Below are 14,867 nucleotides of genomic sequence, written 5' to 3'. Positions count from 1 at the left end.
AGATATTGTCTTTGAGTTCCATAAATTCAAATCTTTGTAATTTTCTAGAAAAAGGACATGGCAATGAAAACATTTTTTAGAAAAATTGCAAAACTACAGGAAGATTTAGAGAAGGAACTGGAATTGATTCCAGAAAATACGGGCGATCTTATCAGTTCCGGAGAGATGGCTCTTTTGAAAATTGATGAGGCCATCAGGAGTGTTAAAAAGTTGGTTAAAGGTACTACATTTGAGAGTATTGCCGATGAGGTATACTTTTTTAAAGATGTAAAGCCATTTTTTATCTCCAGGTATATTTTCTACTCCAATCAAATCAGAATCGAAAGCCTGAAACCCTCAGGGAGTGAAAAAGCTCTTAAGAAGTATTATACAGGCGAACTTCACAGACTAAAACGATACTACGCTGAGAACAGTGAGCTTTATAACTACTATCGCAGAAACGCTACATATCTGGATCATAAATATTTTACAAGAAAATCATTTGATCTGAAAATGAATCTGCCCACAAGTCTTTACGATTTTGATGAAGATTTCACGACTTCTCATGATCATAAAGTCTCGGTATTACTGGGCTATGAAATTTTGGAAGCTTACCTCTTGGAAGCTATTAATGGTATCAGCAATCCCCCTATCGCTGATAAGAAATTCAATATATCCTGGACCTCTTCTAAGGTTTCATTAATAGAACTGATGTATGCGCTGCACTTAACCCAATGCCTTAACGGTGGGAATATCGACTTTAGTGAAATGGTAAGATGGGCTGAAAAAGCATTTGATATTGATTTAGGAAATTTCTACAAGACTGTTGGCGAAATTAAGAGCAGAAAATATAACACGACCAAATTTTTACAGCTTCTTACAGAGAACCTTAATAAAGCATTCATTGAAGAGTGAGAGGATGGATTTTCATTATTTTTTTATGGTCTTATAAGTTGCCTTTTTAATTTAACATTAAAAGAAAATCTGTAATAATCGTTCGGTACTACCGATGAGCTACCGAAAAAGTTTCACGGTGTTTTTTAAACTTTGTCAGAGTTATTAAAAACCAAATATCATGAATATTGATAAAATAGAATTTATTGCATGGATGGAGAGGATTATGACAAGGTTTGATCTGCTCAGTGAGAAAATAAAAGAAAATAAAAACGATTTAAACAGTATTGATGGCGAACAGCTACTCGACAATCAGGATGTTTTACAGCTATTGAAAATTAGTTCCAGATCATTACAGCGTTACCGATCGGATAAAAAATTACCATATTATACGATAAGTGGAAAGTTATATTACAAGCTTTCTGATGTGCATCAATTGATTAGAGATAGTTTTAGTAAATCGTACTAAAATTTATAGGATCATCCTTGTAACGGGAGTGCTTATAATCACTCAGAAATATCCATACTATTAACTGCTGGTATGTTGGTATCCATGTAGTTGAACCGTGATGAATTTCGTCTGTTTTAATATAATGTCACAAGTCAGGTAAAGCCAGTACCTCTGTATCGCATTGTTGTTTATAATAATAAAGGAGCCTTTCAATCGTGAAAGACTCCTGGAGATAATAATAAGAATTATAAGAATTTTCAAACAAAAGCTTCCTTGAAAAGGAAGCAAATAAATTAATAATCAGATGAAATAATGTGGACAAATTTTTCGGTTCAAATTTAATAATGGTGTTTTTAATGCTTTTATGATTATAGTCATATTGATTGATATTTTTAGGTCATTATCTGAAACCAATGATATTTAAAAGATGGTGAGTCATATAGAACTCCAAATATAATAAGGAGCCTTTCAAAATCGAAAGGCTCCTAGAACTGTAAAATGTATAATGTCTAAAAAGTTCTTCAAATAAAGCTTCCCAGGAATGGGAAGCGATAGACTAATAAACTAATGAAAAATGTTGGGCAAAGTTTATATTCCAAATGTAGAAAAGACGTTTGTGTTTTTTTATGATTGGGATCATAAAAGTTATGGAAAACAAATGGATAATTTTAAATCAAACTAATAGTACAGTCTAAAGATTTAAAATATAGACTGTTTTTGAAAGCGGATATAATAAGAATTAACGTGTTAATTATTTTAGGTCTTCTTATGTCGGTTAAAGATGGTAAGGCCAATATTTAGTTGATTGGACAAAAGTAACCCATAAATATATTAATATGAAAACAACAGTTTTATTAGCATTATGCTTATTGAGTTTTAGCTCATGTATGCCTTGTGATTTACAGGAGGATGAGGCTAAAAAAAAGAATGATTTCAAAATAAAAAGTGATACTTTAAAAGTCGAATAATAATTAACTAAAGCTTAGGATGACAAGATGTGAGTTATAAAAAACTGCTGGAGAATTCAATTTGAAAGCCATTCTGTAATTTCTGATCATTTGCTTTTATCGTTCTTATTTGTCCTATATATAACATTAGGATTTTATGATGGAGCTCATTAATCTTCGTTTAATATGCTCTTGTGTATTTTATCCTGATTTCAATTTTACATTAAACCATTTACATTATATTATGAAAAATTCAATCTTAGCCCTTTTGGCAACCATTGCAATAGCGGCATGCAAAAAACAAGAAACAAAGACTGATAACTATTCCACTGACAGTACTGCTACTGCATTTCCTGTTGATTCTGCAAAAACTGACGGGGATTCTGCATTAATAAGTAGTGATTCTACTGCAGTATCGAGTGCTAACAGTGCAGCAAATTCTCTAAGTGACCAGGACAAGAAATTTGCAGATGGAGCAGCAAGGGGCGGGCTGATGGAAGTTATGATGGGAGAGCTTGCATCTACTAATGCATCTAATAAAAGTATTAAATCGTTGGGAGAAATGATGGTCAAAGATCACAGGAGTGTCAATGAGGAACTCAAAAAATGGGCATCAGCAAAAGGGTACAACCTGCCTACCGCATTGGATACTGAAAAACAGAAGAAATATGATGATCTAAAAGTAAAAAAGGGAGTTGAATTTGATCAAGCGTATGGTGATCTTATGGTTGAGGATCATAAAAAAGATATAGCAGAATTCAAAAAAGAATCTTCTGACGGAAAAGAGGCTTCCTTGAAATCATTTGCGAGCAAAACCCTGCCCACTTTGGAACACCATTTAATGGAGTCTGAAAAGGCAAAGGCAGCGGTGAAAAAATAATATAGTACTAAGAGGCGTAGATTTATGAATAATAAATTCAAATAGAAATCTTACTTAGCTATTAAGCTCATACTTATTCAGGTTATAAAGCCATTGCTTTTGCAGTGGCTTTTTATATGGTCTTAAAAATTCCAAAAGCTATTTACTGTGAATAAACCAAACAATAAACCGACCAATAAACTGATCAGCACTAAGTAAATCATATTGAGTTTTAGTTTGTGCAGCAGGACCAATGAGATAATGACCCAAAGAAATGACTTCCAATTTAAGGTGGTTAAACCAGTCGCATGGCCGTTAAATAAAATTTCTTCACCCAGATAAAAAGCTAAGTTGAGGATAACACCGACCACTGCTGCCGTAATTAAAGATAATACGCTTTTGATCATTTTATTTTCCTGCGTTTTTTCTATCAAAGGCGCTCCAATAAAGATGAGAATAAAGTTGGGTAAAAAAGTAAAATAAGAGGCGATGAATAATCCTATTGACCCCATAGCCAAAGAGCCCCCAAAATGATTATATCCAGTCATGAATCCAATGTAGGATAATACTATAACCAATGGTCCAGGTGTCGTTTCAGCTAAGGCAAAACCATCTATCATCTGGGCTTTACTCATCCACATCAATTTATTTGTTACCAGGTTAGCAACATAGGGTATAACGGTATAGGATCCGCCAATGGTTAAGAAAGCCGCTTTTGTAAATAAAAGAGATGAGTCTTGCCAAAACGTCGGATCAATCAGAAAATTAGAAACATATAAAAAGGGGATTAGCCATAAGACTGTAAAAGCCAACAGCTGCTTAGTGATTCTCTTTGCAGATATTTTTGGGATAGCTTGATTAGAATTTATAAAATATTCGTTTTCTATATCCAGCTCATTGTTTTCTTTATTTCGTGAAGTCGGAATCAAGAACTTTGGAAAAATAAGGTAAACCACAATACCTAAGATAATAATCCCCAATAAGAGAAAGGGCATTGGAACATGAGCGAAATAGGACAGTAAAAAAGCCATTGCGGCAATAAAGAAATGGAAAGTTGTTAACAACGATTTCTGGCTTACTTTCCAGGTAGCAAACAAAATTATAGCCAGAACAGCAGGCTTTAATCCATCGAAGACAGCGGTCAGCAAGGGTGTATTTCCGTAAAGCGCATATGTTAAACTCAGTCCAAGTAGTATGAACATGGATGGTAGTATGAAAAATAAGCCGGCTACAATACCGCCTTTTATGCCATGGAGTTTCCAGCCTATGTAAATGGCTAGCTGATGAGCTTCCGGCCCTGGTAGGATCATACAGGCGTTAAGTGCGTGATAGAATTTGCTATTGCTGATCCATTTTTTTCTATCCACTAAAAAGGAATGCATTATCGTAATATGGCCGGTTGTCCCCCCAAAGCTTATCCATCCCAAGATGAACCAAAATTTTACTGCTTCAGAAAAAGAGGGTATTGGGACTTGTTTTTCGTCTATGATTTGTTGCATTAATTTTATATTTAGGGAACGCTTCGGCTAATTATAAGCCCGTTGTTGCCGTACATAATTTATTAGGTAAATTCTTATGGGAATATCAAGAATGATAAACCCAAATATACGCATTTTAGATGACTTAAGAGTGGTTTAATCAAGATTAATGAACTCAATATATCTGTTGTTTTCATTAACCGGATTTTTTGTTTTTTTCACCATTAACGATAGTAAACGTTTTATATTAATCAGTGTCAGATCGTGGCAATAAAATAGTAAATAGACTGGTTTTTTTCACCAAAATAAAGATTGAGGAAAAAATCCAAGAATGTAAAATAGAAACCTTCTTTGATGGAAGACTAAAAACACAAATGATGTAAAAAATTGCATAGAATTAAATAAGGAAGATTATAAATATGATTCGAATCATAAATATTTTTAAATTCTCAATATTAAATTTGTTAGTAATGATTATCAGCATATTTCATCGGTTTCCAAGTTTTTTATTTAGCTTCCCTGTTGTCTGGGAAGCTTTTGATTTAAACACTTCCTTTTATTCCTGCTATTCAATATGTCTTTTGATGGAAGAATAGTAGGGTTAAGCATTGAAATTTCCCGGCCTAAACTTAAAATCGGACTGCCAAAATTTCACAATTTCTGAAAGTTTTAGTATTATTTGCGTGCTGTTCAAACCAAGAATGTTAGTACCAAAATTATTCAAATTATTGACGATTTATACAAAGCTTTGACGAATGATTCTTCAGAAGATATTCTTTTATTTGAATTACAAAAATTTCTCTGATGATGAAGTAAATATTACTTTTTAAGTATTTTTTTTAAATAATAGGTTAGAAAAGCTGAAATTTTGACAGTTTTTCTGCAATAATTACAGTTTGTTTGCCGTGGTATTTTTTTTGTTGGTTTTTAAAGGCAGTCGGCCGGCTGATTATTATAAAATGATTGTTTAACTTTAAAAAACATTATTATGAATCTTATTAAAAAAAATTTGAATGGCTATTCAGCCCTTCCAAGTCTTTTCGATGATTTTTTTAATCGTGAACTTTTTAACTGGGAAAACAACAATTATTCATCAACAAGTACCACAGTTCCTTCAGTTAATATCAGGGAAAACGGAGATGCCTACGAGGTGCAAGTCGCTGCACCTGGTATGGAAAAGAATGATTTTGAAGTAATGTTAGATGGTAATCTCTTGACAATCTCTTCTTCTAAGCAGAATAGCAGCGAAATGCAGGACGATAGCTTTACCCGTAGGGAGTTTAGTTATTTATCATTCCAAAGAAGTTTTGAGCTTCCAAAGGATGTTGTTGACCAGGATAATATCAATGCAAAATATGAAAACGGACTACTTTTGCTTACGATTCCTAAAAAAGAAGAAGCTAAGCAAAAACCACCCAAATTGATTCAGATATCTTAAGATTATTTGGATTTTCACAAGAGTTAAAAGAAGACCATCAAAAATGGTCTTCTTTTTATAATCTTACTTTATAAGAAAAAAACTGCCCTGACTATCTGGATTTAAGAACTATTCTAGATTGAGGGTTCTGTGATATTGATTCATTAGTTAAACTATATTTTTATTCAGGGATATGAATGAGCTGTTATGGTCTATTTGTATTTTATGTCTTACTATATTAATTCTAGGGTTTATACTTAAAAGGTTTCATCAACCCTATTTGATTGCGTACATTATTGCTGGTGTAATATTGGGGCCGTACGTCACAGGTATTTTCTCTAAAACCAAAGAAATTGAGATTATCGGACACCTAGGTATCCTATTTTTAATGTTTTTTTTGGGATTGGAGATTAAGATCCCTAATAAACGTTATATGATCGTTAAGCCCGTTATAGCTCAAAGTATGAAAATACTTTTAGGCTGTGGATTTGCTTTACTAACAGGATATTTGCTTGATCTGAATTTCAGAAGCATTGCTTTAATAAGTATACTGTTCTTCTTCAATAGTACAGCAGTGGTCAGTGAACTACTTAGGAAACATGATATTCTAAATACTACTTTTGGGAGTACAATATTTAATGTATTGTTATTGCAGGATATTCTTCTTGCTCCGGTTTTAACATTATTAAGAGTCTGGAGTGGTGAACAATTTACTTTGTTGAACTTTATCTTACCTATAGTAATGTGTATTTCCATTTATTTTCTTTTAAAAAGGATTAGAAATGTACAGGAGATAAGGCTTCCAAAGCTTTTTAAAATCATAGAAAATGATCATGATTTGCAGCTTTTTATGGGACTGCTTATCTGCTTGGGATTTGGTTTGTTAGCTGAAGTTGTAGGTCTAAGTAGCGCATTGGGTAGTTTTGTAGCTGGTATAATTGTAGGGAGATTTAAAATATTTAATTGGCTTGAACATTCTCTTACTTATTTTAAAGTATTTTTTGTAACATTATTTTTTGTTTCCATTGGTCTACAGCTCGATTTAGCTTATTTCTTCGAACATTTCCAGATTATTTTTCTAGGAACAATCTTTGTTTTGTTAAGCAACAGTCTCATATCTGCTATCATTTTCCGCCTTTTAAAATTTGATTGGAAAAGCAGTTGGTATGGTGGTGCTTTATTATCACAAACTGGGGAGTTTGGCATTTTGGCTCTGACAATTGCTTATAAGGGTGGTATTATTGGCTTTGAGCTTTATAAAGCTGGTCTAGGAATCACCTGCATGACACTTTTATTTTCTACAATATGGATTGGGATACTTAAAAAATTATACATAAATCATTTTTAAATGTAACAGTGATAAAGTATATACAGAATATATTAAAAGCTTAACTGACAATGAAATCTGGTACCAATATGCGAACAACGGTCGAAGAATTCGTAAGTAAAAAACTAGTATTATTTTAACTACTCAAACGTTACGAAATTTCAAATTTCTTCTAGACATCGTTGTTGAAATCAAGCAATTCACCATTCCAAGCAGGTTTATCTGAACAGCGAGACGGTAGTATCTTTTATTATAGGCACATACACATACATCCAGTTTTTAGATTAGAATCTATATTTAGGAGTTATAAATGTCCACGTAACCGTTTATTTCTGCTTTGAAATTTATCTAACTTTTGAAATCGGTTATTTCCAAAGCCTTTGGTGGATTTTCTTTCTTATGAAAAATCCCCAGCCAAAGTCGGGGATCAAACTATAACCATGAGACTCAATCAAAAATGAGTTTTATTTTTTCCTGAAGGCTTTTCAGGCATATCCATCCGCTGAGTAAGGATTGTTTTAATAAGTAGTAACTGGAGGATTAGGTTTTTCTATGGGTTGATGGGTAACAGTACTAACATTGCGTTATTCCTTAATTCTTGTCATTCATCTTCCCAATAGTTACTCGTTTCTTTTGGTTTCCCCTTAATCCAATTACTGTTTTGATTACTCATATTTAATCCAATTCTTTTTGTAAACTTTAATCTTTACAATTATCTGATATTTCTTAAAATAGTTCCAAAAATAAAATATTTATTATTAACAGCTACTGCAAAATCATTTGCAATGATTAAAGTTTTTCATACCGATTTGATTAGAGAAGCTCGGCATACATATGCCGAGCTTCTTTGTTGAGATAAAATTCTCAGTTTGAAATGTTTTTTTCATGGTTTTTAGAATCATACCAAATATAATGAAGTATTTTCACTATTGAGTGTTATATTTAATTAAAATTACATATAATTCATTGTTTGTTAATTAAATGTAACATATTGTTAAATTTCGTGGTAATCATAGGGGTGTCTTTAACCAATTATTCGATGTCTTTTTGTTTTCATTTTACTGTTGTCTGTTGTTGATATGCTAATTGTCGTTATCTTTTACGTTTTATTTTATCCCTTAATAAAGATTAAAAAAATACTATAGATTTTATTCGAATAATGATAGTATATAATATTTTGTCTTTTAATATATGATGATTTTATAGTTGTTTTAGGTTTAAATCATATCAGTTCCTTTCCAAATAAAAAGCAAAAAAGATTCTGGAACTGATGGACATATATGCAATTTATATTGTTTCCATAAAGTTTTAGACCTGTCATAGAGTGTCTGTCACGAAGATCAAAATCATATTTTAAAGATTCCTGTCCTCTTTCAAATCTTACGATATATTTAGAATCATAGGTTTTTGTAAAACCAAATTTTACTAACCAAGACTCATCAATTTTTACGGGCCTAATTGACTTTGCAGGTATGCATAAAGAGCTTTTGGTATTTCTTATTTTGACATAATATTCTTTGCTTTCATTTTGAAATACTTCAGTAAGGGAGTATATTTGGTCCTTATATCTTACGAGATTCTCTATTTTTAAGTCTGTGATTTTCATATTATTTAATTTGGTAGTTAAGCTTCAATCTGACATGCTTGGTTATGTGTTTTTCTTTTAAGACTAGAATCGTTCAGTATATCACGATTTACATCAAATATAGATTTATTAATAAATTGATACCTATGATTAGGATCATAATGATTTCCTTGAAATAGTAGGTGATTCGTGATTGAGTCTGGTTGCAATCAGGATTGGTTTATTGGATCTATAAGGAAATTGTTATTATGATTTTAAAAGATAAAAATTGGTATTTAAAAAATGAAGAATCTTATGGTGGTAACATGATTCAGGTCATAAGATATCAGGTTTTTGTATTCTATCTTTGATATAACAGTGTACCATTATATCAATACATGTTCAAAATGGGTTGCTTTTACAATAAAAATTAAATTTAATATTAACCTGTGTTTAAGAGGTACTTTATCTGATAATTCAGATAAACCTTGAGAGAAGTTCAGCAATTGGACAGCCTTTATTTCTTTCTGGCAGATTGGAATTTCGCAGGCAAAACCCATTCAAAGTCGTAGTATAGATTGTAAATGGATATAAAGCTGCTTATCACAGGGCTGCTTAATTTTATTCAGCATTTGCACCAATAATTATTTAAATATATCAGTATGAAAAAAGAGAATAAGAATGATCCAAAGCTGCATCAATTGGATTCTTTTAGTACTTCTAACGAAAATAAAATACTAACAACCAATCAGGGTCTTAAAATAAACGACAATCAGAACTCCTTGAAAGATGGAGAACGTGGCTCCACATTGTTGGAGGATTTTATTTTAAGAGAAAAAATAACCCATTTTGACCATGAAAGAATTCCTGAAAGAATTGTGCATGCCAGAGGTTCAGGTGCTCATGGTGTTTTTAAATTGACCAAAAGCCTATCGCAATATACGAAAGCAAAGTTTTTGTCAGAGGTAGGATCTGAGACTCCCGTTTTCGTTAGGTTTTCCACTGTTGCAGGAAGCAGAGGTAGTACTGATCTTGCCAGAGATGTAAGGGGTTTTGCTATTAAGTTTTATACTGAAGAAGGGAATTATGATCTTGTGGCCAATAATATGCCGGTCTTTTTTATACAGGATGCCATTAAATTTCCGGATCTGGTTCATGCAGTAAAACCGGAGCCTGATAATGAAATTCCACAGGCAGCTTCTGCGCATGATACTTTTTGGGATTTTATTTCTTTAATGCCGGAAAGTATGCATATGATTATGTGGCTGATGAGCGACCGGGCTATACCTCGTAGTCTGAGAATGATGGAAGGTTTCGGTGTTCATTCTTTTAAGTTTATTAATGGGGAAGGAAAATCGCATTTTGTGAAATTTCACTTTAAACCGAAATTAGGAGTACATTCTGTTGCATGGGACGAAGCACAGAAGATTTCAGGTACAGATCCTGATTTTCATCGAAGGGATTTATGGGAGGCTATAGAATCCGGTAATTTTCCTCAGTGGGATTTTGGAGTGCAACTTATACCGGAAGAAGATGAAGATAAATTTGATTTTGACCTTCTTGACCCTACCAAAATCATTCCTGAAGAAGTTATTCCGGTGGAGATTTTCGGAACCCTTACCCTTAACAAAAATCCGGATAATTTCTTTGCGGAAACTGAACAGGTCGCATTTCACCCTGGCCATTTAGTTCCTGGAATTGATTTTAGTAACGATCCGTTACTGCAGGGCAGATTATTTTCTTATACAGACACCCAGCTATCCAGATTAGGATCTCCAAATTTCCACGAAATTCCTATTAACAGATCTTTGAATACAGTACATAATAATCAGCGTGACGGTCATATGAGACAACAGATCGTAAAAGGAAAAGTAAGTTATGAACCTAATTCTATTGGTAACGGATGTCCTTTTCAGGCCATGATGAAAGATGGAGGCTTTGCTTCCCATCAGGAGAGAGTTTCCGGTACAAAAATCAGAGCCAGAAGTAAAAGCTTCATAGATCATTATTCTCAGGCTAAATTATTTTATAACAGCCAGTCAGAGCCTGAAAAACGTCATCTTCAAAATGCTTTAGTTTTTGAGTTGACAAAAGTTACCATTCCTGCTGTCAGGGAGAGGTTGGTTGGACAATTGGCTTTTATTGACATGGATCTGGCTAATAAAGTCGCTGCAAAATTAGGAGTTAAAGTGACAAAACTAAAAGAGCCTAACCAAAGTATACCAGCAGATGCGAATCCTGCAGAATTACAAAGCAAGGAAAGAGAGCCGAAAATTAAATTTTCAGATGCTTTGAGTATGCAAAATACAGTTAAAGATACAATTAAAAGTAGAGTAATTGGCTTTATTATGGCTAATGGTGTAGATGCGGGTATGACAAATAAACTAAAAGCTAAACTTGAAAAAGAAGGTGCCCAGGTACAGATTATAGGCCCTAGTATTGCACCTGTAAAGGCTGCTGATGGTACCTTTTTTATTCCAAAACACTCTTTGACAAGTATAAAAAGTGTATGTTTTGATGCGTTATTGCTGTGCCCTGGAGAAAAATCTGAGAAACAACTTCTAAGTCCTGAAAACAAATATTTGGTTTTAAATTTCATCAATGAGGCCTATAGGCATTGTAAAGCTATTTATTTTGGATTAGGTACAGATAATCTTTATATTAATTCTAATGCAGGACATAAAAAACATGAGGATCCTGCTATAATAAAGGCTTCAGATGGTCAGTCAGAAAAAGAGTTTATTGATGCAATTGCACAGCATAGAGTATGGGATCTTGAAATAGAACGAAATACTTAACAGTCTATAAAATATCTTCACAAACTATAATTAGCATGGGAGAATTAAAACTAAATAATAAGTCAGTCCTCATTACAGGGGCTGACAGTGGAATTGGTAAAGCAGTTGCCTTGTTATTTGCCAAGGAAGGAGCTAATATTGCGATCATCTACCACACAGATGACACAGATGCTGAAAGGACTAAAAATGATATCATGCTTTTGGGTAGAAAATCAATTATTTTCCGCGGTGATATTAATGATTATGAATTTTGTAAAAAGACTGTTGAAAAAGTAATTTCAGAATTTGGAAGTATTGATATACTTGTCAACAACGCGGGAGTACAGTTTCCCTCAGACAGTATTGAACAACTAAAAGAGGAAAATATCAGAAAAACTTTTGATTCCAATATTGTCGGAATGATTTTATTGACAAAAGTAGTTTTTCCTTATTTAAAAGAGGGTAGTAGTGTTATCAATACTACTTCGGCGGTTGCCTACCAGGGACATGAAGAACTTTTGGACTATTCTGCGACAAAAGGTGCAATAGTATCATTTACGCGCTCTCTGGCACTACAGTCAAAATCAAAGGGAATCCGTATCAATGCAGTTGCCCCAGGTCCTGTTGCAACACCTCTGACAAAAGAAACTTTTGGTGAAGAAAAAGAAAATCCCAATAAGCCGCCTTTCCAAAGAAATGCGACGCCAGAAGAAGTCGCCGGTAGTTTTTTGTTTTTGGCAAGCCAGGATTCTGTACAAATAACCGGACAGGTTCTTCATCCAAATGGAGGACTCATTGTTAATGGATAAATAATTATAATTCTTAAAGAATATAATTAATGAAAACAGCCATTTTATTAACATCATGTGTATTGGATTTTACTGTCCGTACCTGCGGTGCTCTAGATGATATATCTAAGAGTATGTATGATACATATGATACGAGAATTGAGAGTGATACCATAAAAATTAGATAGTTATGAATAGGGATGGAGCAAGAAAAAGCATTTGGCAGGAAGAGATTAAAAAATTTTCTTTAGATAAGGCTATTGAAAAACAGTACGATATTGCAATCGTTGGTGCTGGTATTACAGGAATTTCTACGGCAATCAGATTACAGAAAGAAGGCAAAAAGTGTATTGTTCTGGATGCTGCTAATATTGGTTTTGGAACAACAGGAGGAACTACTGCACATTTAAACGATTTTTTTGATACAACCTATGCCCAAGCAATTAAGGATTTTGGTTTAAACAATGCAAAACTGCTTAAGTATGTTGGTATAGAGGCGAAAAATATTATAAAGAATAATATCAGGGAGTTTAATATTTCTTGTGATTTTGAAAGGAAGACCGGATATCTTTTTGCCCTAGATGATAAACAGGAAAAAAAGTTAGAGGATATTGTCAAAGCTGCCTCACAGGTAGGATATCAGATAGGATTTACAGATGAAATTCCCTTTCCAATTCCCTTTAAAAAAGCTGTTGTAATTCCGGATCAGGGGCAGTTTCATCCCATAAAATATATTAAAGCTCTAGCAGAAGCATTTATTAATGCAGGTGGAGTGTTAGTAGATGATTGTCTTTGTGAAAGTCATGACGAGCAGGAAAATATGATCATTTTAAAATCATCAAAAGGGAATATTAATGCCCAGCATGTTATCTATGCCACCCATATCCCGCCGGGTATCAATAGCCTTCATTTTATGAATGCTCCCTATCGCAGTTATGTTATTGCTTTTAGATTAAACGGAAATGAATATTCAAAAGACTTAGGTTATGACCTTACCGATCCTTACCACTACTATAGAGTTCAGGAAATAAATGGTGAGAACCTACTTATTGCAGGCGGGGAAGACCATAAGACAGGACATGCAGATGATACGGGAGAATGTTTTTCCAAACTGGAAAATTATGTAAGGGAGTATTTTGATGTAGGAGCCGCTGTTTACAGTTGGTCAAGTCAATATTATGAGCCTGCTGATGGATTACCCTATATTGGAATATTGCCCGGCAGTAAAGGGAAAATTTATACTGCTACAGGATTCAGGGGGAATGGGATGATGTTTGGAACCATTACATCACAGATTTTATGTGACTTGATCATAAAAGGTTCTAATAAATATGAGAGGCTATTTGATCCGGCAAGGATAAAGCCAATAGCTGGTTTCACAAATTTTATAAAAGAGCAGACAAGTGTTGTTTTTGATTTTGTGAAAGATAAATTATTTGTTGAAAAAATAAATTCTTTGACTGAGCTCAATAATGGGGAGGCAAAGGTGGTGAAATTTGATGGTGAATCATATGCTGTATATAAAGAGACCAATGGCAAAATTCATCTTCTCAAAAGTACTTGTCCACATGCAAAATGTGAAGTCAGGTGGAATAGTGCTGAGATAAGTTGGGACTGCCCGTGTCATGGCTCCAGATTTAACGTTAATGGAAAAATGCTTACTGGTCCTACTGTAAAAGATTTACATAGGATTAAAATCTAAACTGAAATGGTATGTCAAAAAAAAATAGTTTTTTCTATCGCAATAGTTTAAGCATTGTTTTTCTTTCCTTGATGCTTATATGTCTTATTGGTCAGTTTTTCGCAGGCTGGGCCACGGAAAACAAAGAATTGGCAGATGAGGGAGGGCCTTTGCTTGCTTTGGGTGATTACATTCATAGTGGGCATTTTATTCAGGCTACTTTTGAAAACTGGGAGAGTGAATTTTTACAAATGACTTTATATGTCCTACTTACCATATCATTAAGACAAAAGGGATCCAGCGAATCAAAATCACTGGAAAAACAAGAAGATGTTGATAAGGAGCCACGCGCTCATTCCAGGGCTCCATGGCCGGTAAAAAAAGGGGGAGTCTGGCTTACTATATATAAGCATTCTTTATCACTGGCTTTTGCCATATTGTTTTTAGTGAGCTTTATGCTTCATTTTTACGGAAGTCTTAAAGCTTATAATGCAGAGCAGGTTTTGAAAAATGAGCCTCTTTCTCCGGCTCTGGAATATTTGACGGAGTCGAGATTTTGGTTTGAATCCTTTCAGAACTGGCAGAGTGAATTCTTATCTGTTGCTGCAATAGTTATTCTGTCAATATGGTTCAGAGAAAAAGGATCTCCGGAATCAAAACCTGTAGACATGGCTCATGATGAAACTCCTTAAAGTGGGGTAAAGG

The 14,867-nt window shown here is 33.7% G+C and carries 12 protein-coding genes; 10 read left to right on the top strand and 2 right to left on the bottom strand.

What is annotated here, in order from left to right; translation table 11 throughout:
* The first annotated feature begins 63 nt into the window (after positions 1-63).
* The 4 genes from AC3WRL_RS18850 (at position 64) to AC3WRL_RS18835 (ending at position 3,151) form a co-directional block, all read left to right on the top strand.
* On the top strand, positions 64-894 hold the full coding sequence (locus AC3WRL_RS18850) for an RteC domain-containing protein (protein WP_492331007.1): 831 nt from the start codon (positions 64-66) through the stop codon (positions 892-894).
* A gap of 160 nt (positions 895-1,054) precedes the next feature.
* Positions 1,055-1,342, top strand: a complete 288-nt coding sequence (locus AC3WRL_RS18845) for a helix-turn-helix domain-containing protein (RefSeq protein WP_214826157.1) — start codon at positions 1,055-1,057, stop codon at positions 1,340-1,342.
* A gap of 818 nt (positions 1,343-2,160) precedes the next feature.
* Complete coding sequence (locus tag AC3WRL_RS18840; RefSeq protein ID WP_285439700.1) at positions 2,161-2,292, top strand: hypothetical protein; 132 nt, start codon at positions 2,161-2,163, stop codon at positions 2,290-2,292.
* A gap of 223 nt (positions 2,293-2,515) precedes the next feature.
* A complete protein-coding gene (locus AC3WRL_RS18835) occupies positions 2,516-3,151 on the top strand; it encodes a DUF4142 domain-containing protein (protein WP_492331006.1) in 636 nt (211 codons plus the stop codon).
* Positions 3,152-3,273: 122 nt separating this feature from the next.
* Here AC3WRL_RS18835 and chrA read toward each other — a convergent pair whose 3' ends face one another.
* The gene (gene chrA, locus AC3WRL_RS18830; protein ID WP_492331005.1) at positions 3,274-4,629 is read right to left on the bottom strand and encodes a chromate efflux transporter; all 1,356 of its coding nucleotides are present in this window, start codon (positions 4,627-4,629) and stop codon (positions 3,274-3,276) included.
* A 967-nt stretch (positions 4,630-5,596) separates the two neighbouring features.
* Between chrA and AC3WRL_RS18825 the strand changes: the two genes are divergently transcribed.
* Positions 5,597-6,046: an Hsp20/alpha crystallin family protein gene (locus AC3WRL_RS18825; protein WP_492331004.1), complete on the top strand. Its 450-nt coding sequence runs from the start codon at positions 5,597-5,599 to the stop codon at positions 6,044-6,046.
* A 172-nt stretch (positions 6,047-6,218) separates the two neighbouring features.
* Positions 6,219-7,373, top strand: a complete 1,155-nt coding sequence (locus tag AC3WRL_RS18820) for a cation:proton antiporter domain-containing protein (RefSeq protein WP_492331003.1) — start codon at positions 6,219-6,221, stop codon at positions 7,371-7,373.
* 1,201 nt (positions 7,374-8,574) lie between these two features.
* Here the strand turns inward: AC3WRL_RS18820 and AC3WRL_RS18815 are convergent.
* Positions 8,575-8,958: a hypothetical protein gene (locus AC3WRL_RS18815; RefSeq protein WP_492331002.1), complete on the bottom strand. Its 384-nt coding sequence runs from the start codon at positions 8,956-8,958 to the stop codon at positions 8,575-8,577.
* A gap of 620 nt (positions 8,959-9,578) precedes the next feature.
* Here AC3WRL_RS18815 and AC3WRL_RS18810 point away from each other — a divergent pair.
* The 4 genes from AC3WRL_RS18810 (at position 9,579) to AC3WRL_RS18795 (ending at position 14,854) form a co-directional block, all read left to right on the top strand.
* Complete coding sequence (locus tag AC3WRL_RS18810; protein WP_492331001.1) at positions 9,579-11,714, top strand: catalase; 2,136 nt, start codon at positions 9,579-9,581, stop codon at positions 11,712-11,714.
* A gap of 35 nt (positions 11,715-11,749) precedes the next feature.
* Entirely contained in the window at positions 11,750-12,502 is a 753-nt protein-coding gene (locus AC3WRL_RS18805) for an SDR family oxidoreductase (protein WP_492331000.1), read from the top strand.
* A gap of 169 nt (positions 12,503-12,671) precedes the next feature.
* On the top strand, positions 12,672-14,183 hold the full coding sequence (locus AC3WRL_RS18800; RefSeq protein WP_492330999.1) for an FAD-dependent oxidoreductase: 1,512 nt from the start codon (positions 12,672-12,674) through the stop codon (positions 14,181-14,183).
* Between the two features lie 11 nt (positions 14,184-14,194).
* Positions 14,195-14,854, top strand: coding sequence for a DUF6766 family protein (locus AC3WRL_RS18795; RefSeq protein WP_492330998.1), 660 nt, complete (start codon positions 14,195-14,197; stop codon positions 14,852-14,854).
* The last annotated feature ends 13 nt before the right edge of the window (positions 14,855-14,867 follow it).

The organism is Chryseobacterium sp. FW101-FHT12H09 (assembly GCF_058790395.1).
Note: the sequence above shows the minus strand (reverse complement) of the source record. Positions and strands in the feature narration are given on the sequence as shown.

What these genes read in the sequence shown, in the direction of transcription:
- AC3WRL_RS18850 (WP_492331007.1), top strand. Translation starts at nt 64, where the DNA reads ATGAAAACATTTTTTAGAAAAATTGCAAAACTACAGGAAGATTTAGAG.
- AC3WRL_RS18840 (WP_285439700.1), top strand. Translation starts at nt 2,161, where the DNA reads ATGAAAACAACAGTTTTATTAGCATTATGCTTATTGAGTTTTAGCTCA.
- AC3WRL_RS18815 (WP_492331002.1), bottom strand. Translation starts at nt 8,958, where the DNA reads ATGAAAATCACAGACTTAAAAATAGAGAATCTCGTAAGATATAAGGAC.
- AC3WRL_RS18795 (WP_492330998.1), top strand. Translation starts at nt 14,195, where the DNA reads ATGTCAAAAAAAAATAGTTTTTTCTATCGCAATAGTTTAAGCATTGTT.
- AC3WRL_RS18800 (WP_492330999.1), top strand. Translation starts at nt 12,672, where the DNA reads ATGAATAGGGATGGAGCAAGAAAAAGCATTTGGCAGGAAGAGATTAAA.
- AC3WRL_RS18845 (WP_214826157.1), top strand. Translation starts at nt 1,055, where the DNA reads ATGAATATTGATAAAATAGAATTTATTGCATGGATGGAGAGGATTATG.
- AC3WRL_RS18810 (WP_492331001.1), top strand. Translation starts at nt 9,579, where the DNA reads ATGAAAAAAGAGAATAAGAATGATCCAAAGCTGCATCAATTGGATTCT.
- AC3WRL_RS18835 (WP_492331006.1), top strand. Translation starts at nt 2,516, where the DNA reads ATGAAAAATTCAATCTTAGCCCTTTTGGCAACCATTGCAATAGCGGCA.
- AC3WRL_RS18820 (WP_492331003.1), top strand. Translation starts at nt 6,219, where the DNA reads ATGAATGAGCTGTTATGGTCTATTTGTATTTTATGTCTTACTATATTA.
- AC3WRL_RS18825 (WP_492331004.1), top strand. Translation starts at nt 5,597, where the DNA reads ATGAATCTTATTAAAAAAAATTTGAATGGCTATTCAGCCCTTCCAAGT.
- chrA (WP_492331005.1), bottom strand. Translation starts at nt 4,629, where the DNA reads ATGCAACAAATCATAGACGAAAAACAAGTCCCAATACCCTCTTTTTCT.
- AC3WRL_RS18805 (WP_492331000.1), top strand. Translation starts at nt 11,750, where the DNA reads ATGGGAGAATTAAAACTAAATAATAAGTCAGTCCTCATTACAGGGGCT.